11 protein-coding genes are annotated in these 24,070 nt (G+C 65.9%); 4 read left to right on the top strand and 7 right to left on the bottom strand.

The features are described 5' to 3' along the window. Positions 1 to 7 precede the first annotated feature (7 nt). The 7 genes from pta to DESTE_RS09670 form a co-directional block, all read right to left on the bottom strand. Positions 8 to 2,122, bottom strand: a complete 2,115-nt coding sequence (gene pta / locus DESTE_RS09700) for a phosphate acetyltransferase (protein ID WP_035067270.1) — start codon at positions 2,120 to 2,122, stop codon at positions 8 to 10. Positions 2,123 to 2,425: 303 nt separating this feature from the next. Further along, complete coding sequence (locus DESTE_RS09695; protein ID WP_035067268.1) at positions 2,426 to 3,718, bottom strand: (Fe-S)-binding protein; 1,293 nt, start codon at positions 3,716 to 3,718, stop codon at positions 2,426 to 2,428. Positions 3,719 to 3,722: 4 nt separating this feature from the next. Beyond that, entirely contained in the window at positions 3,723 to 5,108 is a 1,386-nt protein-coding gene (locus tag DESTE_RS09690) for an FAD-binding oxidoreductase (protein WP_035067266.1), read from the bottom strand. Between the two features lie 170 nt (positions 5,109 to 5,278). Further along, positions 5,279 to 6,988: an L-lactate permease gene (locus DESTE_RS09685; protein WP_035067265.1), complete on the bottom strand. Its 1,710-nt coding sequence runs from the start codon at positions 6,986 to 6,988 to the stop codon at positions 5,279 to 5,281. Between the two features lie 122 nt (positions 6,989 to 7,110). Next, positions 7,111 to 10,758, bottom strand: coding sequence for a pyruvate:ferredoxin (flavodoxin) oxidoreductase (gene nifJ / locus DESTE_RS09680; RefSeq protein ID WP_035067264.1), 3,648 nt, complete (start codon positions 10,756 to 10,758; stop codon positions 7,111 to 7,113). 645 nt (positions 10,759 to 11,403) lie between these two features. Beyond that, positions 11,404 to 12,906, bottom strand: a complete 1,503-nt coding sequence (locus DESTE_RS09675; RefSeq protein WP_035067263.1) for a sigma-54-dependent transcriptional regulator — start codon at positions 12,904 to 12,906, stop codon at positions 11,404 to 11,406. Positions 12,907 to 12,911: 5 nt separating this feature from the next. After that, positions 12,912 to 16,577 carry a hybrid sensor histidine kinase/response regulator gene (locus tag DESTE_RS09670; protein ID WP_245590796.1) on the bottom strand — a complete coding sequence of 1,222 codons (3,666 nt, stop codon included), beginning with the start codon at positions 16,575 to 16,577 and terminating at the stop codon, positions 12,912 to 12,914. A gap of 494 nt (positions 16,578 to 17,071) precedes the next feature. Between DESTE_RS09670 and DESTE_RS09665 the strand changes: the two genes are divergently transcribed. The 4 genes from DESTE_RS09665 (at position 17,072) to DESTE_RS18555 (ending at position 23,914) form a co-directional block, all read left to right on the top strand. Further along, complete coding sequence (locus tag DESTE_RS09665) at positions 17,072 to 17,716, top strand: cytochrome b/b6 domain-containing protein (protein ID WP_035067261.1); 645 nt, start codon at positions 17,072 to 17,074, stop codon at positions 17,714 to 17,716. A 290-nt stretch (positions 17,717 to 18,006) separates the two neighbouring features. Then, a complete protein-coding gene (locus DESTE_RS09660; protein WP_035067259.1) occupies positions 18,007 to 18,384 on the top strand; it encodes a hypothetical protein in 378 nt (125 codons plus the stop codon). Positions 18,385 to 18,492: 108 nt separating this feature from the next. Then, the gene (locus DESTE_RS17215; RefSeq protein ID WP_051384409.1) at positions 18,493 to 22,473 is read left to right on the top strand and encodes a glycosyltransferase; all 3,981 of its coding nucleotides are present in this window, start codon (positions 18,493 to 18,495) and stop codon (positions 22,471 to 22,473) included. A 19-nt stretch (positions 22,474 to 22,492) separates the two neighbouring features. Continuing rightward, complete coding sequence (locus DESTE_RS18555) at positions 22,493 to 23,914, top strand: tetratricopeptide repeat protein (RefSeq protein WP_198015351.1); 1,422 nt, start codon at positions 22,493 to 22,495, stop codon at positions 23,912 to 23,914. The last annotated feature ends 156 nt before the right edge of the window (positions 23,915 to 24,070 follow it).

Here is a 24,070-nt window from a genome sequence, read left to right as displayed (position 1 = left end):
TGTCAGCCTAGATAAGACCCTTCTCGGCCTGCGCCTGAATGGCGGTGATGGCCACGGTGTTCACGATGTCGGGCACCGTGCAGCCGCGCGACAGGTCGTTGACGGGCTTGTTCAGGCCCTGCAGCACCGGGCCGATGGCCACGGCCCCGGCGGCGCGCTGCACGGCCTTGTAAGTGTTGTTGCCGGTGTTCAGGTCGGGGAAGATGAACACCGTGGCCCTGCCGGCCACCTGGCTGCCGGGGAGCTTCGTGCGCGCAACGTCCATGTCGATGGCGGCGTCGTACTGCAGCGGGCCTTCCAGCAGCAGTTCCGGCGCGCGTTCCTTGGCGATGCGGGTGGCCTCGATGACCTTTTCCACGTCGGCGCCCTTGCCGGACGAGCCGGTGGAGTACGACAGCATGGCCACGCGCGGCTCGATGCCGAAGATGCGCGCGGTGTGGGCCGCGTTGATGGCGATTTCCGCCAGCTGCTCCGCCGTGGGGTTGGGGTTCACCGCGCAGTCGCCGAAAGCCAGCACGCGGTCCTTCAGGCACATCAGGAACACGCTGGACACGATGGAGAAGCCGGGCTTGGTCTTGATGAACTCGAACGCCGGGCGGATGGTGTGCGCCGTGGTGTTGATGGAGCCGGAGACCATGCCTTCCGCGTCGCCCTTGTGCACCATCATGGTGCCGAAGTAGGTGACGTCGTTCATGGTGTCGCGGGCGCGTTCGATGCTGATGCCCTTGTGCTTGCGCAGTTCGAAGTAGGCCTGGGCGTATTCCTCGAACTTGGGCGACAGGTTGGGCTGGATGATCTGCACGCCGTCCAGGTCAAGCCCCAGTTCGCTGACCTTGGAGCCCACCTTGTCGGCGTCGCCCAGCAGGATGATGTCGGCAACCTCGCGCCGGGCCAGGATGTCGGCGGCGCGCAGGACGCGTTCCTCCACCCCTTCGGGCAGCACGATGCGCATGCGGTTCTGCTTGGCGCGCTCGATAAGGTTGAACTCGAACATCATGGGGGTGATGCGGCTGGACTTGCGGTTGATCAGGCGGCGGCCCAGTTCCTGGCTGTCCACGCTGCGCTCGAACAGGCCGAGGGCGGTGGCGATCTTGCGGTCGTTGTCCGGTTCGATCTTGCCGTAGAGTTCGTTCAGGGTCTGGATGGTCTTGTAGGTGTGGTCCTTCACCGACAGGATGGGAATGGGCACCCCGGTCCAGCCTTCGATGAGGCGGTGCACGTTGGGCGCGGGCTGGATGCCGCCGGTCAGCAGCATGCCCGAAATGTCGGGGTAGGCGCCGGAAAGGCGGGTGGCAAGGCCGGTGAGGATGATGTCCGAACGGTCGCCGGGGGTGATCACGAGGCACCCGGGGGTGACGTAGTCGAGGAAGTTGCCGATCTGCATGGCGGCGATGACGTAGTCGTCAACCAGGGTATCCATGCGGCCGTGGCCGTACAGCACCTGGGCGTTCAGCCACTTCTTCACGTCGCCCATGGTGGGCTTGCCCAGGGTGGGTTCCTCGGGCACCACGTACACGGCCAGGGGGTTGGAGCAGTTGACCTTGCATTCCAGGCTGCTGATGACCACGTCGCGCTCGGCGTCGGAGACCGAGGCGCGGTTGATCACGGCGGCCACGATGTCCAGGCCCTTTTCGTCCAGCAGGTCGATGGTCAGCTGGGTGGAGGCGATGATTTCGTTGGCGGTCTTCTGCTGGCCGTTGGCCACCACCATCACCGGGCAGCCGAGGTTGGCGGCGATGTCGGCGTTCAGGTCGAACTCGAAGGCGGCATCCTTGCCCAGAAAATCGGTGCCCTCGCAGAGCACGAAGTCGTAGCTGTCTTCCAGCTGCTTGTACTTCTTCAGGATGTTTTCAAGCAGCGAGGCGTGCTGACCGTTGTTGATCAGCTCCCGGGCGTCCTGCAGCGAATAGGCGTAGGTGTCGGCCACGGGGATGTCGAGATTGAAGTGGGTCAGGATGAGGTTGGTGTCGTGGTCCACCGCTTCCGTGACCGGTCGGTTGATGATGGGGCGGAAGAAGGCGACCTTGCGGATGTCGCGCAGCAATAGCTGCATCATGCCGAGCACCACGGCGGACTTGCCGCTCTTTGATTCCGTCGCGGTGATGTACAGATTGTTGGCCATGCATATCTCCTTGCGTGCCACTGGCGGGCGCGGCGAGGCGTCCGTGGATCGTACATCGGCGGCACGGCCGCCGGTGTTTCCGGGCCAGGCCCGGTGAGCCAAACGGCCCGCGGAACCATCCGCGGGGCCGGAATCCTCTGACGGGGGGCCGCCGTTCGGCCCCCCGCCGGGGAATGATACCAGAGCGCGGCGCGGCGTGCGCGCCCGTTCGATAACTATATAATCCGCGGGGCACGGCCAGGCCGCGCCCGCGCATCAAGCAGATGATCCGGGGCACGGCAGGCCGTACCCCGGATGTTCGTTCTAGCGCAGCGAATCCGCGTACAGTTCGATGGAGTGCTTCACCGCCACCTTGGCCCCATGCTGCGAGAGCATGTCGGTTATCTGCAGCATGCATGCGGGGCAGCCGGTGGACACCACCTGGGCGCCGGTGGCCAGGATGTTGTCGCGCTTGCGCTCGCCGATCTGCTTGGACAGGTCGTAGTGGTACAGGTTGAAGCTGCCGCCCGAACCGCAGCAGCGGTCGCATTCGGCCATTTCCACCAGTTCGTACTTGGGGTTCATGCCGATGAGGGCGCGCGGCTGCGAGGTGACGCCGAGCGACTTCTTCATGTGACAGGAATCGTGGAAGGTCACCTTCACGCCGCCCTTGGCCGGGGCCTCGGGCGCAACGCCCAGCACGTCCACCACGAACTGGTTCACGTCCATGACCTTGTCGTGCAGGGCGCGGATCTGGTCGCGCATGGGGGCCGGGTAGTCCTCCATGAGCTTGGGCCAGATTTCCTTGATGGTGGCGGTGCAGGTGGCGCACGGGGTCACCAGGTAGTCGAAGTTGCCCTTGGAGAACAGGTCGAGGTTGATCTTGACCAGCTTGTCGTAGGCAACGCGGTCGCCCGACGAGATGGCGGGGATGCCGCAGCAGGCCTGGCCTTCGGGCATGTACACGCCAACGCCGTGGTATTCGAACACCTTCAGGCAGGCTTCTGCCACGCTGACGAACATCTTGTCGCCGAGACAGCCCGGGAAGAAGGCGACGCGCTTGCCGCTCTTGCCCGCCGGGGTGTCCAGCGCCTTGATCTTGCTGTGCAGCGAGGTCTTGGCCAGCCCCACGAAGTGACGGTCGCCGATGACGGGCGACAGTACCTTGGAGCAGGAGGAGCCGAGCAGGTCGTCCACCTTGCTGGTGAAGATGCCCTGGAACTTCGAACCGATGTCCAGCAGGGCGTTGAACAGGGCGGGCTTGGTCAGCATGCCGCGCAGGATGGCCTTCTTGACCGGCGAGAGCCCCATGTAGGTGTTCACGATGACACGGGCACGCAGGAAGATGTCCATGACCTTGACGCCCGAGGGGCAGTTGGCCCCGCACGAGCCGCACAGCAGACACTTGTTCAGCTTTTCCTGAACGCCCGCCGCGTCGTGGATCATTTCCTTGGCCAGGTTTTCGAGCAGCGCGATCTTGCCGCGCGTCACGTCCGCCTCTTTCATGGTCTCGGCAAACACGGGGCAGACGGCCTGGCACATGCCGCACTTCATGCAGCCGACCATCTGGTCGTCCAGCTCCTGAAGCAGCTTGGCGAGTTTGGTAAGGTCTGCCATGGCGTTAGGCTCCGATGATCTTGCCGGGATTCAGGATGTACTTGGGGTCGATGGCGCGCTTCATGTTGCGCGAGAACTCGATGGTGGCCTTGGAGGTTTCCTTCTCCATCCACTTGGACTTGGCCATGCCGATGCCGTGCTCGCCCGACAGGGTGCCGTGCAGCGAAAGGGCCACGTCGAAGATTTCGTCCACGGCCTGCTCCACGCGCTCGAACTCGTGCTTGTCGCGGCGGTCGCACAGAATGGTCGGGTGCAGGTTGCCGTCGCCAGCGTGGCCGAAGGTGCCGATGGAGATGTTGTACTTGGCCGCGATGTCGTTGATGGCCTTGACCATGGCGGGAATCTTGGAACGCGGCACGGTGGCGTCCTCAAGCACGGTGGTGGGCTTGGCGCGGGCAAGGGCGGGCAGCGCGTTGCGGCGGGCTTCCCACAGCTTGAACTTTTCGGCGGCGTCCTTGGCCACCTTGATTTCGGTGGCGCCGACCTTGTTCAGCACCTTTTCCACCTTCTCGGCATCGTCGGCGACCTGGCCGGGGTGGCCGTCCACCTCGATGAGCAGGATGGCCTGGGCGTCGCGCGGCAGACCGGCCTTGGTGAAGTCGTCAACGTAGCGGATGGTGGCCTGGTCCATGAATTCCAGGGTGCAGGGCACCACATGGGCGGCGATGATGCCGGCAACCGCTTCCGACGCCTTGTTGACGTCGTCGAACACGGCCATCATGGCCTTGGAGGCCTGCGGCGGCGGCACCAGCTTGAGCACGATGTTGCTGAACACGCCAAGGGTGCCTTCGGACGCCACCATCAGGCCGGCAAGGTTGTAGCCGGTCACGCACTTGACGGTGCGCGAGCCGGTCTTCACCAGGCCGCCGTTGACGTCGAAAAATTCGATCCCCATCACGTAGTCCTTGGTCACGCCGTACTTCAGGCCGCGCAGGCCACCGGCGTTTTCGGCCACGTTGCCGCCAAGGGTGGAAACGGCCTGCGAACCCGGATCCGGAGGGTAGAAGAGGCCGCGCTTGGCCACTTCGGCCGCGAACTTGGCGGTGACCACGCCGGGCTCGACCACGGCGTACAGGTCTTCTTCGTTGATTTCGATGATGCGGTTCAGGCTGTTGGTCAGGATGACGATGCCTTCACGCGGGTCGGGGATGGTGCCGCCCGAAAGGTTGGTGCCCGCGCCGCGAACGGTGATGGGGCTGCCGTTCTCGTTGCACAGGCGAACGACCTTGCCGAGCTGTTCGGTGCTGGTGGGGCGCACCACCAGGGCGGGCACCACGGCTTCGAGCACGGCGGAATCGTAGGAGTACGACTGGCGGTCAGCCTCGCTGGTGAACACGTTGTCCTTGCCGACGATGGCTTCGAATTCCTTGATCAGGGCTGCACTGGGCATGAGGATGGTCCTCCGGGTCAAGCGTTGCTCCGCCTCCGTCACCGGGAAAGGGCGAGGCGGCGGAAACTGTAACGGAGCGGATGGCCCCGCTCTTTCCTGGCTGTATGTTCAGCCACTCCTCTGTTGAAAAGGGGGGCGGGGCGACGCCCCGCCCCCCCTGCACCTCGAAACTAGAACAGGTTGGAGTAGGCCCCGAAGGAGAGCACGCTGGCCACGATGCCCACGACGATGCCGTAGAGGGCGAAGGGCCAGAAGGTGCGCTTCAGGATCATACCCTCGCGGCCGATCAGGCCGGTAACGGCGCAAACGGCGACGATGTTGTGGATGCACACCATGTTGCCCATGGCGCCGCCGGCCACCTGGGCCGCCACGATGATCTGACGGGGCAGGTGCAGCTGCTGCGCAACGCCCCACTGGAATTCGGCGAACAGAAGGTCCGAAACGGTGTTCGAACCGGTGATGAACGCGCCAAGGCCGCCCACGTAAGAGGCGAGCATGGGCCAGGCGTTACCCGCAAAGGCGGCAACGGTCTTGGCCATGGCCAGCGGCATGGAGGGGTAGTTGTTGGGGTTCAGGGCCGCATCGGCCACGCCGGAACCGCGGAAGATGGACACCAGGGCCACCGCGAAGATCAGGGCGATGGTGGGGGCCTTCATCTTGGCGATGGATTCCGTCCAGGCCTGCTTGGCGGCGGAGCCGCTCATGCCGTGCAGCGCGATGGTCAGCAGGGCCACCAGGGTGAAGGGAATGGTGCCGGGCAGGTACAGGTAGTCGATGGAGCCGGAAACGCCCTTGTAGCCGAGAATGTCGGTGAAGGGGATCTTCTGGGCGGCCAGGAAGCCCTTCAGGCCCAGTTCGGGGATGCGGGTGATGACGAGGATGACGCCGATGAGGACGTAGGGCAGCCACGCCTTGAACTGGCTCATGTGCGGCTTGAATTCGGTGCTGGTGTTGGTGGCGATGGAGCCGGTCCAGTCAGCTTCCCAGGTGGACTGGGGGCCGAAGTCCCAGGTGTCCTTGGGCACGCAGAAGCCCTTCTTGGCGCCGGCCACGATGATGCCAAGGCCCACCAGGCCGCCGATCAGCGACGGGAATTCGGGGCCCACCAGCCAGGCGAAGGTCAGGTAGGGCACGATGAAGGCGACAGCCGCGAACACGCAGAACTGCCAGGCGGCAAAGCCTTCGGCCCACGACTTCTTCTGGCCGTAGAAACGGGTAAGGAAGCCCAGCATGAAGATGGGCAGGATGAAGATCATGGGGCCGTGCATCACGGTGGCCCACTGGCCGATGACCTTGGCGAAGGAGCCGAAGTCGGTGAAGTTCAGGGCCACGCCGCTGGCCACGGCGTCCTTGGTCAGCGGGGCAAGGAACTTCAGGCCGATGAGGATGGGCGTGCCCACCGCACCGAACGAAACGGGGAACGAGTTGAACACAAGGCAGATGACGGCGGCGGCCAGCGGCGGGAAGCCGAGGGACAGCAGCAGCGGAGCGGCCAGCGCGGCGGGCGTGCCGAAGCCGGCGGCGCCTTCGATGAAGGCCGCGAACATGTAGCCGATGATGATCGCCTGCACGCGCTTGTCACGGCTGATGTTCTGCATTCCGTACTGGATGGTTTCCATGCCGCCCGAGTATTTCAGGGTGTACAGGATGAGGATGGCCCCGAACACGATGATCAGCACGCCGATGGCCGTGACCACGCCCTGCAGCGACAGGGCCGTGATGTAGCCCACGGGGAGATTCCAGGCGCCGATGGCGCCGAGTACGCAGACAAGCCAGGCCAGGGGCATGGCGCGGGTGGACGGCCAGCGCATGCCGACCATGAGCACCAGGGCCACAAGGATGGGCAACAGTGCCACCAATGCAAGCAGTTCCAATGACATCAAGACGCTCCTCTTATGTTGTGCGTGACCCGCCCCCGGAGTGCACCCGCCGGGATTGGGAAATGTGTGTAAGTGCCGGAGGGGTTTGCACCTCCCCTCCGGCACCGGTCTATCTGTGAGGGTTATTCAGCGGCCCGGCCGTCGTCGCAGGCTTCGCCGCCCTTGCGGCGGGCGTGTTCCGGCGTTTCGGTCACGGCGCAGAAGCCGCTATCCCCGTTTCCCACGGTCACCGGTTCGCCAGCGGGGGCGGTAACGGCGGGCGCTTCGGAGATCTGCTTCAGCAGCAGGAAGCGTTCGTTATACTCCTTCTCGATGGCCGCGCGCAGGCGCTTGGACTCTTCGGGAGCGATCTTTTCGAGGGCGGCGTAGCGGGTTTCACCAGCCATGAATTCCTGCATGGTGCCGTTGGGCGCCTTCGATTCGAGCACGAACGGGTTCTTGCCTTCTTCGGCAAGTTCGGGGTTGAAGCGGTACAGGGGCCAGTAGCCGGATTCCACGGCCATCTTGGCTTCCTCCATGGACTTGCCCATGCCCTTGCGCAGGCCCTGGTTGATGCAGGGGGCGTAGGCGATGATCAGCGAGGGGCCCTTGTAGGCTTCGGCTTCCTTGAAGGCCTTCAGCACCTGCTGCTTGTTGGCGCCCATGGAGACGCAGGCGACGTAGACGTAGCCGTAGGTCATGGCCATGCGGCCAAGGTCCTTCTTGCCGGTCTTCTTGCCCGAGGCGGCGAACTTGGCGATGGAGCCCAGCGGGGTGGCCTTGGAGGCCTGGCCGCCGGTGTTGGAGTACACTTCGGTGTCCATGACCAGGATGTTGATGTCCTCGCCGCTGGCCAGCACGTGGTCCACGCCGCCGTAGCCGATGTCGTAGGCCCAGCCGTCACCGCCGAAGATCCACACGGACTTCTTGGTGAACAGGTCGCTCATGTGCCACAGCTCGTCCAGCAGCGGATGGTCGTCCGCGCCGCCGAGCAGGCCAAGGATTTCTTCGCCGAACTTCTTGGAGCCGTCGGCGTCGTCCTTGTTGTCCAGCCAGCCCTTAAGGGCGGCCTTCAGTTCGGCGTCGATGTCCAGGGTCAGGGCTTCGGCCACCACGTCGGCCAGCTTGGCGCGGCGCTGGGTGTAGGCCATGCTCATGCCGAAGCCGAATTCGGCGGCGTCTTCGAACAGCGAGTTGCCCCAGGCCGGGCCGTGACCGTCCTTGTTGGTGGTGTACGGCGTGGTGGGGGCGGAAGCGCCCCAGATGGACGAGCAGCCGGTGGCGTTGGCCACCACCATGCGTTCGCCGAACATCTGGGTAAGCAGCTTGACGTACGGGGTTTCACCGCAGCCCGCGCAGGCGCCGGAGAATTCCATCAGCGGCTGCTGGAACTGCGAGCCCTTCAGGCTGTCGCGGGCCATCAGGCTGTCCTTGATGGCGACGTTGGCGTCGGCGTAGGCAAGGTTGGCAACCTGGTCGGCCATCTGGGTTTCGATGGGCTTCATGACCAGGGCCTTGTTCTTGGCCGGGCAGACGTCGGCGCACGAACCGCAGCCCATGCAGTCCTGGGCGTACACCTGCATGCGGTACTTCAGGCCGTTCAGTTCCTTGCCCTTGGCTTCGATGGCCACGAACGAGGCGGGCGCGCCAGCCAGTTCTTCATCGGAGGCCAGGATGGGGCGGATGGCCGCGTGCGGGCACACGAACGAGCACTGGTTGCACTGGATGCAGTTTTCGGACAGCCATTCGGGCACGTTGATGGCCACGCCGCGCTTTTCGAAGGCGGCGGTGCCCACCGGGAACAGGCCGTCGGGTTCGAAGGCCGAAACCGGCAGCTTGTCGCCCTGCTGGGCCAGGATGGGACGCACCACGTTGGTGATGAAGTCGGGGTCGGCGCTGGCGACGGCAGCGGCGTCGGCGGCGGTGGCCCACGATTCGGGGTACTTGATCTCGGTGACGGCCTCGATGGCCTTGTCAACGGCGGCCACGTTCATGGCCACGATCTTCTCGCCCTTCTTGCCGTATGCCTTGTGGATGGAGTCCTTCAGCAGGGCCACGGCCTGCTCGAAGGGGATCACGCTGGACAGCTTGAAGAACGCGGTCTGCATGATCATGTTGATGCGGCCGCCAAGGCCCACTTCGGTGGCCACCTTCACGGCGTCCACGTTGTAGAACTTCAGCTTCTTGCGGGCGATGGTGCGCAGCATGGAGGCGGGCAGTTCCTTCTCCATGTCTTCCACGCTGTTCCAGTGCGAGTTCAGCACGAAGGTGCCGCCGGTCTTGATGCCGTCGAGCACGTCGTACTGGTGCACGTAGGCCGACTTGTGGCAGGCGATGTAGTCGGCGCTGTTCACCAGGTAGGTGGACTGGATGGGGCTGTTGCCGAAGCGCAGGTGCGACACGGTGAAGCCGCCCGACTTCTTGGAGTCGTAGGCAAAGTAGCCCTGGGCGTACATGCCGGTGTTGTCGCCGATGATCTTGATGGCCTGCTTGTTGGCGCCCACGGTGCCGTCGGCGCCAAGGCCGAAGAACTTGCACTGCACGGTGCCGGTGGGCACGGTGTCAACGCCTTCGATCACTTCCAGCGAGGTGTCGGTGACGTCGTCGATGATGCCCACGGTGAAGTGGTTCTTGGGGCCGACAACCTTCATGTTGTCGTACACGGCCTTGGCCATGGCCGGGGTGAATTCCTTCGAACCCAGGCCGTAGCGACCGGCGAGGAGCTTGGGCATTTCGCCGCGCTCCATGAAGGCGGTACACACGTCAAGGTACAGCGGTTCGCCCAGCGAGCCGGGTTCCTTGGTGCGGTCGAGCACGGTGATGGTGTCGGCGGTGGCGGGCAGCACCGACAGCATGTGGTCGATGGAGAACGGACGGTACAGGCGCACCTTGATCAGGCCCACGCGCTCGCCCTTGGCGTTCAGGAAGTTGACCACTTCTTCGATGGTTTCACAGGCGGAACCCATGGCGATGATCACGCGCTCGGCTTCGGGGTGACCCACGTAGTCGAACAGCTTGTAGGAACGGCCGGTGATTTCGCCGACCTTCTTCATGTAGTTCGACACGATGCCGGGCACGGCGTTGTAGAACGAGTTGCAGGCTTCACGCGCCTGGAAGTAGATGTCGGGGTTCTGCGCGGTGCCGCGGATGTGCGGGTGTTCCGGGTTCATGGCGTTCTGGCGGAAGGCTTCCACCTTCTCCCAGTTCACGGCCTTCTTCATGTCGTCGTAGTCGATGACTTCGATCTTCTGCAACTCGTGCGAGGTGCGGAAGCCGTCGAAGAAGTGACAGAACGGCACGCTGGACTCGATGGCGGCCAGGTGGGCGACGAGCGCCATGTCCATGGCTTCCTGCACCGAGTTGGAGTTCAGGAAGGCGAAACCGGTCTGGCGGGCGGCCATGACGTCCTGGTGGTCGCCGAAAATGGACAGCGCGTGCGAGGCAAGCGCGCGGGCCGAAACATGAAAGACGCCGGGAAGCAGTTCACCGGCGATCTTGTACATGTTCGGGATCATCAGCAAGAGGCCCTGCGAGGCGGTGAAGGTGGCGGTCAGCGCGCCGGCGGCCAGCGAGCCGTGCACGGCGCCCGCGGCGCCCGCTTCGGACTGCAGCTGGCGGACAGACACCGTCTGCCCGAAAAGGTTCTTCTTGCCCTGGGCGGCCCATTCGTCCGCCGATTCACCCATGTTGGACGAAGGGGTGATGGGGTAGATGGCGGCGGTGTCGCTGAGCGCGTAGGCGACGTACGCAGCAGCGGTGTTGCCGTCCATGGTCTTCATTTTCTTGGCCATTGATCTCTCCTTGGGATTGCTAACCTTGAAGCGGGGGTGAAAGGTCAGCCGTGCCTTGCGGCGCGGTCCTTGGCATGACCTGCGGGGTGGGCATGTCCCGGTAAGGGGCATGAACCCGGTATCGTGCCTCGTCATGCCGGCCCTTGTGGCGCGGTATCGCTGCCGTTGCCAGGCCGTTGGTGTCGCGTTGCGGCGTAAGCCCGTCCGTGTGGCCTTTTCGGGTGGCCTTTCCGGGTGGCGCCCGGTCCCTGGGTTCCCGTGAACCCTGTGGACCCGGCATCGTCACCGTGAAGGCAGGCAGACAGGCTGCGGCCCCTACGCAACAACAAGAAGTGTGCCAGTTCCGTTACGTCGGTGCGTTGGCTGCATCCTCCTTGGATTGTTGAGGTATAGATTCAGCATATGAAACTGACGCCCGCATGTGGTCCGAAAATCCGGACGGCAGGCGTTGCGGCGCTTGGAAAGACGGGGGCCGTGGAAAGGCAGCGCTGAAGCCTAACGCCGCCGGATTGAATGGTCAAACGGTTCGTTGGGGCGGATAAAGTCCCGTGTCTGAAAAAACGGATGGCGGAGATGGCAGGGGGGCCGCGTCCGAAAGGTAGGACACCTGCCGGGGGGATGTTCCCGCAGGTTACCCCGCACCGTCTACAGTGACATATTATTCTTTTTCAGCAGGGCATAGAAGTGCGAGCGGGACAGGCCGGAGACGTCCAGCATCTCCTGCAGGTTTCCGCCGGCCTGCCCGATGAGGATTTCAAGGTACTTGCGCTCCATGAGACGCTTGAAGCCCTTGAGCGGCGGCAAGGGGCTGGTGAAGGCGGCATCCGGTCCATGCAGGCCGTCGGCGCGTTTGGCCGGCGGCACCATGTCCTGAGCACCGCCGGAACCGTCGCCGTTGCCGTCGGCGGCGGAGGGTGTGGTGGCGGATTCGCTTCCTATGCCGCCTTCGCCCGTGGCGGGGCGGGCGATGGCGGCGCGGGTGATCTTGATGCGGACGTCCTGGGGCAGGTGCAGCGCGTACAGCACGCTTTCAAGCCCGGAAATGACGAACGAGCGCTCCAGCACGTTGTACAGTTCGCGCACGTTGCCGGGCCAGTCGTACTGGGCCAGCTGGTGAAAGAAGTCGGGGGAAAAGCCCTTGTGGGGCACCCCGTACTGCTCGCACAGCCGGTTCACATGATAGATGGCCAGGGGCTTCAGGTCTTCCGGGCGGCTGCGCAGCGGGGGCAGTTCCACATGCACGGTTTTCAGCCGGAACAGCAGGTCCTTGCGGAAGTCGCCGCGCTCCACCATGGCGTCCAGGTCGCGGTTGGTGGCGGAAATGAGCCGGAAGTCGCTCTTGATTTCCTGGGTGCCGCCCACGGGGCGGAAGGTGCGTTCCTGCAGAAAGCGCAGGAACGAACGCTGGATGGACAGGGGCATCTCGCCCACTTCGTCCAGAAACAGGGTGCCGCCGTCGGCCAGCTTGACCAGGCCGTCGCGGTCGGTGAGGGCGCTGGTGAAGGCCCCCTTGCGGTGCCCGAACAGGGTGGATTCCACCAGGCTTTCGGTCAGCGCGGCGCAGTCCACCACCACGAAGCTGCCCGCGCGGCGGGTGCTGTTGCGGTGGATGGTGCGGGCGAAAAGTTCCTTGCCGGTGCCCGTTTCGCCGGTGACCAGCACGTTGGCGTCGGACGAGGCGGCATGCGCCACCAGGTCGAAACACTGGCGCATGGAGGGGCTGGTGCCCACCACGCCGTCCAGGTCCAGCGCCACGGCGGCGGCATCGCCGCGCGACAGCTTTTCCTCGCGGTATTGCAGGGCGCGGTGCAGGGTGAGGGTGGTCTGCTTGATGGGCGATGGCTTGACCAGGTAGTCCCATACGCCGCCCTGGATGGCCAGTTCCGCGCCGTCGGGGTCGCCCTCGCCGGTCAGGATGATGACCTCGGGCCGCGACGGCGAAAGCCGGATGCGCGGCAGCGCGTCCAGCCCGTTGCCGTCGGGCAGGCGCACGTCCAGGAACACCACGTCCACGTCTGCTGTTTCCAGCTTGCGCAGCCCTTCCTCCAGGGTGTGGGCCGTTTCGCAGGCGTAGTGCAGGCGGGCCAGCAGGCTGGCGATGGTCTCGCAGACCTGGACGTCGTCGTCGATGACGAGGATGGTGGGCACGCTTGCTAGCTCCCCAGCCGGGCGAACACCCGGCGGATGGCGTCGGCCAGGATGTTCCGGTTGTACGGCTTGTGGACCATGGCCTTGATGTTTCCGGCGACGGCCGCCCCTTCGGCCGCCACCTCGCGGCCTGAAACGAGGATTATCGGCATGTTTGGCGCAATATCGCCCATTTTGCGGGCAAGCTCAAGGCCGTTTGCCTCGGGCATGTCGAAGTCGGTGATCACCAGGTCGAACGCGGCGGGGTGTTCGCGCACGGCGGCCAGCGCCAGCAGCGGGTTCTTGAAGGGCCGCACGGTGTAGCCCAGGCTTTCGAGCACCCGGGGAATGGTGTGCAACTGGTCGTCGTCGTCCTCCACGAACAGGATGCGCTCGCTGCCCGTTTCCGGGGCCAGCAGGGCCGGGTCGATGAGGCAGGCGTCCTGCGCGTGCATGGGCAGGTGGATCTCGAATTCCGTGCGCCGCCACGGCACGCTGGCAACGTGCACCGCGCCCCGGTGGCCCTTGATGATGCCGTGCACCACGGCAAGGCCAAGGCCGGTGCCTTCGGTCTTGCCCTTGGTGGTGAAGAACGGGTCGAAGATCTTGTCCACGATTTCCGGCGGGATGCCGGGCCCGTCGTCGGCCACGGTCAGGCGCAGGGCGCAGCCCGGTTCCATGCCCAGTTCCAGGGCACGCTCGTCGGACAGCATCTCCTGCTCCAGGTTCACCTCCAGCACGCCGCCCGTGTCGCGCAGGGCCTGGAACGAGTTGGTGCACAGGTTCATGAGCACCTGGTGGATCTGGGTGGGGTCCGCCCGGGTAATGGACGGGCGCGGCGGAATGGCCTTGCGGATCTCGATGTTGCGGGGCAGCGAGGCCTTGATGAGCACCAGCGCCTCGTTGAGCACCTCGTTGATGTCGGTGATGACGAAGCCTTCCACCGAGGGGCGGCTGAAGGTCAGGATCTGCTTGACCAGGCGGCTGCCGCGCTGGGCGGCCTTCAGGGCGCGCATCAGGTCGTTGCAGGTCAGCGAGTCCGCCGCGATGTCGCTGATGGCCAGCTCGATGGAATTGATGATCGACGTCAGGATGTTGTTGAAATCGTGCGAGATGCCGCCCGCCAGCGTGCCGATGGCCTCCATCTTCTGCGACTGGAGCAGCTGGCGTTCCAGCCGGATGCGCTGGGTGACGTCCTCGGCGGTGGTCAGCAGGCCCACCACGTCGTCGCCGTCGTTTTCGGCCTGGCCCCCCCGGTCGCTCAGCAGGGGCACGCGGTTGGTTTCCAGCCACACCGTCTCGCCGCCGGGCGAGGCGATGGTGATCTTGGTCTGGTAGCGCGGCTGGCCGGAACGCACCACGGCCTCGTCGTCGCCGTGCACGCGGGCGGCGTCCTCGGCCGAAGGCAGCACCTCTTCATCGGTGCGGCCCAGCAGCGCCTCGGCGTTGTCCAGCCCCACGAAGCCGAGGAAGGACTTGTTGGCGCCCATGTATTTCAGGTCGCGGTCTTTCCAGTAGACGAACTGGGGGATGTTATCGAGCACCAGTTGCAGCATGCGCTGCGAGGCGGAAAGGGCCCGTTCCGCGGCCTTGCGCTGGGTGATGTCTTCCGCGTAGCCCTCGATGTGGCGCACCTTGCCCGCATCGTCGCGCAGGGGGCGCATGGTCAGGTGCATGGTCACGGTGCCCCCGCCGGGCCGGTCCACGCTGGAGTCGAACGAGATCACCGTGTCCTGACCGGAACCCGGTCCGCTGCCCGCCCCCGGCATGTCCGGGGCGCCGTGCAGCCGGACAAAGGTGCCCGCTCCCGACGCCAGCAGCAGGGCCGGTGACGCGTACCCGGACATGCGCGCCATGGCCGGGTTGGCGTCCAGGTAGTCGCCGTCCGGGGTGACGCGGAAGATGCCGAGCGGCGAGCTTTCGAACAGCGAGCGGTACTTTTCCTCGGCGGCGCGCAGCAGGTCCTCGGCCTTCTTGCGGTCGGTGTAGTCGAAGACAACGCCCACCAGCCCCGCCACCGCTCCCCTGGAATTGCGGTAGGTGGCCTTGTGCATGATGATGGAATGGGGCGAGCCTTCCGGTCCGGGCAGGGTGGTTTCATAGCTGGCCACGCCCGGCTCGTGCATCAGGTTGGTGTCGGAGGCGTCACGCAGCATGGCCACGCCTTCCGGCCCGGCCTGCCATTCGTAACGACCCAGCAGCGCCTCGCGGTCCACGCCGAAGAACCGCTCGAAGGCCACGTTGCACTCGCGCACCCGGCCGTCGGCGTCCTTGCTGTAGATGGGGATGGGTATGGTGTCCATCAGCGAGCGCAGGAACGACAGCTGGTCCTTGATCTTGCCTTCCACCCGCCGCTTTTCCAGGATGTTCATGACCAGCAGCACCAGGGTCACCGACAGGATGACCATGCTGATGATGATGGTCCAGAAGACCTGCTTGTTCAGTTCGTAGAACCGGCTGGGCTCGTTGATGATGACGCTGTCGGGCGGCAGTTGCGAGGGGCTGATGAACAGCCGCTGCAACTCGTTGTTGTCGAACATGAAGGCCTGGTCGGCCTGCTCCACGATGGGGATGGACGAGGCGCGGATGCCGCTCAGCACCTGCAGGGCCATGCGCGCGGCCATTTCGCCGTGGCGCACGCCGGAGATGAGCTTGCCGCCCACGATGCCGTGGCCCAGCAGGAAGGCCCAGTTGCTGTACAGCGGCGCGCGCGAGGCGGCGTGTACCTTTTCCAGCAGTTCTTCCGCCGAGTAGAACTGGCCGTCGATGTCGCGGTAGATGGGCACGAAGTAGAAGAAGGTGTCCGGCCCCTGCTCGCGCACCCAGTCCAGCATCTGCTCCAGGCTGTAGTCGCTCCATTCCTCGACCACCAGGCGGTCCTTGAACGGCCCCAGCTGTGCCAGCACCTGGTTGCGGATGGCCGCGCCGGTGACCGAGTCGTCGCCGATGATCACCATGCGCCGCAACTGCGGGTTGAGGCGCAGGGCCAGTTCGATGTTGTAGACCACATCGTAGTTTTCCAGCACCCCGGTGATCTCGCGTCCGGTGGCGCGCAGGTTGGCGGACTGCACGTCGTTGAGCCCGCAGAACACGATGGGCACGCCGGGAAACAGTTCTTCGCCGAACTGGAGCAGGAAATCCACCGCCACGTTGTCCGAGGCGAGGATGATGTCGAACTTCTTGTTGCGGAACTTGTCGCGGTACAGGGCGTACAGGGTGGAAACCGTGTCCTGGTAGTGGAACTTCTTGGAGTCCATGTATTCCACCTGGAACACGATGCTGTACGGGCTTTCGGCCAGCGTCTGGCGGATGCCCTCCTGGATGTGGTCGGACCAGGCGTACCCGTTGTGATACGAGTTCAGGTACAGCACGTTCTTGCGTGCGCCGTCCTGCGTGCCCAGCGACCCGGCGGCGCCGGTGGAGGACGTGGCGGTGTCCGGCGACTGAGGGGGCTGGGGGGCCTGGGCCAGGGCGGCCCAGGCGGACGCGGGGCCGTGCGGCGGAAAGACGTCGGTCGCGGGGGACATCGACAGGTCCAGCGCCAGCCCCAGAGACAGGAACAGCAAAAGGCCCAGCGTCACCAACGCAAGGGCCGGGCGGCGGAGTGGGGCGCGGCTTGCCGCGTGGCGGAGCAGCCGGACAATGGCGACGCGGCGCAGGGGCCGGGCCGGGGGGAACGGGTTGGTATGCATGCGGAGGTTCCGCCGAAAGGCTGTGGTGCGGGGAAGGTCGGGACACCGGGACGGACGGGACGCACGTGCCAGCCGGTCCAGACTGGCCAGCCAGACCAGATTGTCCAGACTGCCCAGATTGTTCAGACTGGCCAGGCAGGCCGGAATGGGCAGACGGACCAGTGCGGCATTCCGGGCAGCGACGTCCGCGGGCGCTCCGCCAGCGAGGACGGGGTGCTGTTTGACCGCACGGTTTGCAGTGCCGCCACCGTGAGTGCAACTAATGCTGGACTTCCCCGCCAAGGTCAAGAACTGCAACCGTGCTGCCCGGCGCTGCACGCGGTTTCGTCTCGCGCCTCTGGTGGGCCTGTGTACCCGGCATGTCCGGCATGCCCGGCGTATCGGGCGTGCCGCGCTTGTGCAGGCGGCCCGCCGGAGATATTCTGACGAATACGAATACGAATACGGATACAGATACGGATAACGGGTACGGAGCCATCCGGAAGGAGCCGACAATGACGGAACAGCCTGCGCCGCGCGCTGCGGAACGGAAGCGGGGCGCCGCGGATGGGTCCACCTGCGGCCTGCCGCCGGAGACCGGGGACCGCGCTGGCGGCGAGGGCGGCCCTGAGGCCGGACAGGCCAGGCAGGGCGTGAGCCAGCCCGACGACTACGAACGCGTCGGACCGTCCTGGCGCGACGACACCTGCGCCCTGTGCGAGGAATACCGTTTTCTGCTTCAGGTGCTGGGCAGCGAGGCAGAAGTGTGGAAAAGCCTGCAACAGCAGTTCGGCATCGTCACCCAGCGCACCCAGATGGTCTTTGGCGTGGGGGCGCTGGCCATTTCCGTGGCCGGGTTCTCCGGGCACCGGCTGGCGGCCGCCGGGCCGTTCAGCGGGCTGACCCTGATGGCCGGGCTGGTGTGCATCCTGGCCGGACTGTTCGTGGCGTTGTACGGCGTGGTGCGGGTGCGCTGGATGTCCAGCCTGCGCGGCGACACGGTGGAGGCCAGCTTTCTGCGGCTGCTGGCCGTGCGCAACCGAAAGACGCGCTATTTCCTGTGGTCGCTCAAGCTGGTCATCGTGGGGCTGGTGCTGTACGTGGCCGCGCTGGGCTGGTTTCTGTACCGGGCCTCGCTGGGACTGGTGCCGCTGGTGTAGCCGCAGCCGGGAAGGTTTTCGGAAGGTGCCGGGGCGGAACCGACAGCGGATGGCGGGCGATGCGGCGCGGGCAGGTGTGTGCGGGCCGCGTGACACGCAGGGCCGGTGCGCCGGAATGATGGCGCGCAATGGCGGTGCGGAATGTGCCGGGCGGTGTCGTATTCTCGACGCGCCCGGCTTTCTGTTTGATTATTATATGTAAATACAGCATGATGCGCGCGCGGCAAGGCTCTTGCATCATCCGGCGGCGTGGCGGCATTCCGCCGGATTCAACGCAAGGAGGCTTCCCCATGCTGTTTCTGCTTGGCGGCAACGACAAAAAGGCGCGCAAGGCCGAGGCCGCGCAAACCGAAAACCTCGAGCGGGTGCGTGAGCTGTTCCTTTCCGGGCGCTTTCCCGTGGTCACCACCGATGGCGTCGAGGACCGCAGGATAGGCCGCGTGCTGGGCTTGGTGGCCTGCCGTGGCTACGATTCCGACGAGACGTTCTTCGGCATGGCGGCCCGCGCCGTGAACAAGGGCGCCCAGGCCATCGTGGGCTACCAGGAGAACGTGGCCTTCCATCCCGACGGCTCCAAGTTCTTCTCCTGCTACGGCACCGCCGTGCAGTTCAGCCGTGAGGAAAAGGACGGCGGCAACGGCAACGGGCCGTTGCGTTTGCAGGCGTAAGGGCGCGGGCGGAAGCGGCCCGGCGCGAAGACACGGCATACGGGGGGGCGGGCGGAGCCCGGCAACCGTTTTCCGAGGCGGCCCTGCTCGCCGCCAGATGCGAGAAGTATGGACACGGAACCACGCATCCCATTTCCGGGCGCGGAGGGGGGAAAGGATTTCGCCCCGCTGCTGTCCGTCGTCATTCCCACCTGCAACAGGCTGGATATCCTGCGTCAGTGCCTGGAGTGCCTGGCGGCGCAGACCCTGCCGCGCGACCGGTTCGAGGTGCTGGTGGTGGACGACGGTTCCACCGACGGAACCCCGGAATTTCTGGCGACGCATGTGGCACCGTTCTCCATGCGCACATTCTGCCAGCCGTCGCGGGGGGGGCCTGCCCGTGCGCGCAATGTGGGCATTCGGGCGGCGCGAGGGGAGTATGTCCTCTTTCTGAATGACGATGCGATGCTGGAGCCAAACGGCTTGCGCGGGCATCTGGAAACCCATCTGGCACTGCCCGAACTGCGCATTTCCATCCTGGGCCGGTTCGAGCTGCCCCGGGCGTTTCGCTCCAGGCTCTGGGGGTTCACGCTTACCCGTTCCGACCTCGTGTTCGAGTATGGCAGCCTGCGGCAGGACGTCCTGTATGGCGGCGGCCACTATTACACCTGCAATGTCAGCACGCCCCGGCAGGCCCTGTTCGACGCGGGGCTGTTCGACGAGGCGTTCACGGGCGAACTGTGGGGCGCGGAGGACATCGAGATCGGCCACCGGCTGGCACGGCTTGATCCGCCAGTGGGCGTGCTGTTCCGCGAAGGATGCGCGGCAGAACACCGCCACGATCTTTCGGTGACCGACTTCGGGCGCATGTTCCGGGTGCGGGGCGGCGGCGCTGTGCGCATGTTCGCGCGCCACGACGACATGGTCGTGCACTACCGCCACATCCGCAGGGCCGATGTGTCCTACTGGCGCGGCCTGCCTGCGGCGGTGGTCGGTCGGGTGGAAAATTTGCAGGAACTGTTGCGCGCCACCGAGGGCATGGCGCCGCCCATGGCCGCGCCCGGTTCGCCGGAAGCGGAGTTTCCGGAGCATGGCCTGCGCGAGCGCGACCTGCCGGAACTGCACCGCGATTGCCTGTCCCTGTGGCGCATGCGCGAGGACAGGCTGCTGCCGCTCATCGACGCGCGCATTGCCGAAGTGCGCCAGACCCTGGCCATGCTGCGCAAGGGGCGTTGCTCCATGCAGCAGGCGGCGAGGGGCATCTATCCGGCATGCCTCTATTTGCGCTGGCACCACGATACGGTGGGGGTCTGCGCCGCGCAGGACATAGTGCGGATCATGCGCCGCGGGGAAAGAGACGAGGCCGCGTCCCCGGCAGATCCTCCCACTTCCCCTGCTTCCGCCGCGTCCCCGATTTTTCCGGTCAGGCCACCCGGTGCGGATGCGCGTGCGGCGGGCGCTGCCGACTCCGCCGGGGGTGACCCGGCACTTCGTCTGGCCGAAGCACGCGAGAGTGGGCAAAAGGGATTTCTGTTCAGCGTGGTGACCGCCGCGTACAACGCGGCGCCGTGGCTGGACGAGATGTTCACCAGCCTTGAACGGCAAACGCTGGATTTCGCAGCTAACATCCAGGTCGTGCTGGTGGACGACGGTTCCACGGACGACACACCTGCTGTGGCCGGGCGCTGGGCGCGGCGATATCCCTCCAGCGTGGTGGTGGTCCGCAAGGAGAACGGCGGTCCTGCGTCCGCCCGCAACGCCGGGCTTGCCCACGCCACCGGCGACTGGGTGGGGTTCATTGACGCCGACGACATGGTCGCCCCCGACTATTTCGAGACGGTGCGGAATTTCCTGACGGCCAACTGCTACGACGGCCCGGTGGTGGCGTGCAACACCCGGCTGTACGAGGATGGCACGGGCCGCATCGGCGATGCCCATCCGCTGGCTTACAAGTTCGAGTCCACGCGGGTGGCCGATCTCATGGCGGAGCCGGAATGCATCCAACTCTCGCTGAGTTCCTGCTTCATCCGTAGTCAGGTGCTGGGAGCCACGGGCCTGAGCCTTGACGAGCGCATCCGCCCCACCTTCGAGGACGCCCATTTCCTGAACCTGCTGCTGTTGCGCGCACGCGATTTTCGCGTGGCCTTCGTGAAGGAGGCCCATTACCTGTATCGCAGGAGGGGCGCTGGCAGCGGGCTGGTGGAGGGGGGCTGGCAATCTCCCGCCAAGTATCGCGAGCAGATACTGTACGGCTACCTGGATATTGTGCAGCAGTACCGGCGCGTCCTTGGCGAGGTGCCCGCCTTCGTCCAGAACTTGGTGCTGTACGAAAGCCACTGGTACATGGTCCGCCTGCTGGACGGCGGGGTGGCGGGCGTGCTGGACGCGGACGGCTGGACGACCTTCTTCGACCTCATGGCCCTGCTGTTCCGCAACGTGGATGCGCGGCAGGTGCTGCTTTCACGCCTGCCGTCGCTGGAGTTGCGCACCCGCATTGCCATGCTGGGGGCGTTCAAGGGGGCGGGATTCACCTCCGCACCTTTCGTGCTGACCGACCTCGCTCCGGGCGGCGGGCAGGCCCAGCTCGTGCACTGGACCACCTGCGGTCCCGGTGACGGCGATGACGCGGATACCGGGAAGGCCGACGGGGCAATGGAGCAGGGCGCGCCCGCATATGCCCTGCACAATGCCGAGGGCCAGCCGGTGGACATGCGCTGGGCCAGGACCTGCGTGCACTACCTGGGCGGGCGTGCATTGCTGCGCGAGCAGCGCTTCTGGGTGGACCTGCCGCAAGGGCAGCCCGTGTGCCCCGAGGTGGACGGCGAGCGGCCCGGTGTACTCTGCCGGGGTGCCCTGCTGGAGACCCTGGACCGGGACGCCGTGTGCGAACGTTTTTATCTGCCCATATCGGCATTGGGTGGGCAGCAGCAGGCCATCCTGGCCATGGCAGCCGAACCCGGCGCGGCCAGGTACCGTGGCGGGTGGGTGTTCATGGACCGGGTGCACAAGGCGGACGACAACGCCGAGCACCTGTGCCGCTGGGTGCTGGAGCACAGGCCGGACCTGCCGGTGCATTTCGTGCTCGACCGCCGGTCCGCCGACTGGACCCGGCTGGAACGCGAGGGGTTTCCCCTGCTGCCCTATCACAGCCGAGAGCATTTCCTCGCGCTGGCCAACGCCGAATGGCTGGTGTCCTCGCATGTGGATCCGCCCGTGGCCGACCCCATGGGCATGCGTGACCTGACGGGCCTGCCCCCGTACAAGCTGGCCTTCCTGCAGCACGGGGTAATCAAGGACGATCTTTCGCGCTGGCTGAACCAGATCCGGCTGGATTTGATGGTGGCCAGCGCCCGGCTGGAATATGCGTCGCTGCTGGGGGGCAGGTACAAGCTCACGGAGCGCGAGGTGGCGCTTACCGGCCTGCCCCGGCACGATACGCTGCTGCGCAAGGCCGCCACGCGCAGGCCCGGCCGGACCGTGCTGTTCTGCCCTACCTGGCGGGAACACCTGCGCCTTGGCGGGCCCGACGTGTACGAGGCGCACGCTTCCGGGCTGCGGCCCGGCGAGGCCCGGCATTTCCGGCAGAGCGACTTCTTTCGGGCGTGGAGCGCGGTGACGTCCAGCCAGTCGCTGGCCCGGATGGCCCGCGACCGGGGCTGGAAGTTGCTGTTCCTGCCGCACCCGGAACTGGTGCGCTTCCTGCCGCTGTTCCCCCGCTCCGACGCATTCACCTTTCTGGACTGGGCCGAGCTCGGGTCGGTGCAGGACTTTCTGGTCGGTTGCGCGGTGGCGGTGACCGACTATTCGTCCCTGGCCTTCGAATTCGGGTATATGGGCAGGCCTGTGGCCTACTATCAGTTTCCGGAGAAGCCCGATATCTACGCCACCCATGTCTGGCAGAAGGGATATTTCGACTGCGCGGCCCACGGGCTGGGTCCGGTGGTGCGCACCACCGGGGAACTGGAGGCGTGGCTGGACGACACCATGCGGCATGGCGGTCGGCGGCAAGAACTTTATGAACGCCGTGCCGACGCCTTCTTCACCCTGCGCGACGGGCAGAACTGCCGCCGTACCTGCGAGGCCATTCTGGCGCGCTCCGCACAAACCTGACGCGCCACGGGAACTGCACATGTCCATACCACAACGCCCATGGATGGCGCCCGGGCTCGACCCCGCCGGGGGGATGGGACGGGGATTCATTTTCCCGGACCACGTGGCCCGCGACCCTGACGAACTGATTCTGCGCGAACATGCGCAGGAGGTGCTTGCGCCCGTGCTGGACAGGCTGCGTCGGGGCGACATGTCTGCCGCCCTGCGCGCGGCGGAGCGGCTGTGCAGGCAGCGGCCCGGCCTTGCGCTGCCGGTGGTGGAGCTTGCCCGCCTGCTGCTGGCGGAAGGCGCACCCGAAAAGGCGCTGCCCCTGCTCGAACAGGTGCTGCGCCGAAACGGCCAGCACGCCGAAGCCCTGAAACTGTCGGCATTCGCCCACATGCAGCAGGGCGACCTGCCCCGCGCCTGCGTGTTGTTCGGACAGGCCGTGCGCCGTGCCCCGGCGGACAGCTGCGCGCAGATCAATTACCATGCGCTGCGCCGCAGGCTTCGGCCGGGCAGGGAAGGCGGCCCGACCGGCCCGACCAGCCAGACCGGCCCGACCGGCCAGACCGGGCCGGCAGGTCCAGTAGGAGCAGTCGGCCTGGCTGGCGCTCCCCGACCGGTAGTGGCCACCAGCATCCCCCCCAAAGGCGTCGAAACCAGCCGCATGGCAGTGGATTCGTGGTTGCAGCGCGGGCTGCGGGTGCTTTCGGTGAACACCGCGCAAGAGCGCGACCAGTTGGCCCCGCTGTTTCCGGGCGTGGAATTCCGGTTGTGCGAAGACACGGCGCGCGCGGAATACGGCAGGGACTACCAGTACCTTGATGCGTTGCTGGACGCGCTGGCCGAAACCGGCGAACCGCTGTGCGGCATCATCAACGCCGACATCGTGCTGCGCGGCGAGCCGCAGGACTGGGACCGCCTGTGCGGCGTGGCGGCGAAGCGACTGGTCTACGGGTCGCGCATCAACGTGCGCAGGGCAGAGGACACCCTTGGCACTCTGCTGGAACCGGGCTTTGACTTCTATCTCTTCCCCGCGTCGTTCCTTGAGCGGGTGCCGCGCACCGGGTTCGTTATCGGTCAGCCAGCCTGGGACGTCTTTCTGCCCGCCTGGGCGGCGCGGTGCGGCGTGCCCCGTTCGTTCTGCCATTCTCCCGTGGCCCTGCACGTGGAGCACCCGGTGCAGTGGAATCGCACCACCAATACGCGCCTGCTGCTTATGGCCGTGTCGTGGCTTGCGCCCGAACTGGCGGGCCTCGTGACCGGCGACGGCGGTTGCCACGGCTACCTCAAACCGCTTACCTCGGCCCTTGCACAGGTGTTGAACCGCACGCCCAAGGCGGGCGCGGAACCGCTGTTCTGCCCCTCGTCGGTCATGGAGGGGTACATGGCCCCGGTTGACCCCCTGTACTGGCTGCGCGACACCGAGGAAACGCTGGTGGTGTTCGACAGGGGGTGATCCCCGCGCGCATCCGTGGCGGCGCGCCGGGGTTCTCGCGTGTATCACGCTGCCGCTGGCAGTCCGGCATGGCCGGAAAAAAACCGGGTACGACCAGTCGTGCCCGGGTTTCTTTTTTGCGGACTGCCTGTGCGGCAGGGGGACGGCGCGCCAGTA

Source organism: Nitratidesulfovibrio termitidis HI1 (assembly GCF_000504305.1).
Lineage (GTDB): Bacteria > Desulfobacterota > Desulfovibrionia > Desulfovibrionales > Desulfovibrionaceae > Cupidesulfovibrio > Cupidesulfovibrio termitidis.
This window is presented reverse-complemented; position numbering and strand designations above follow the sequence as displayed.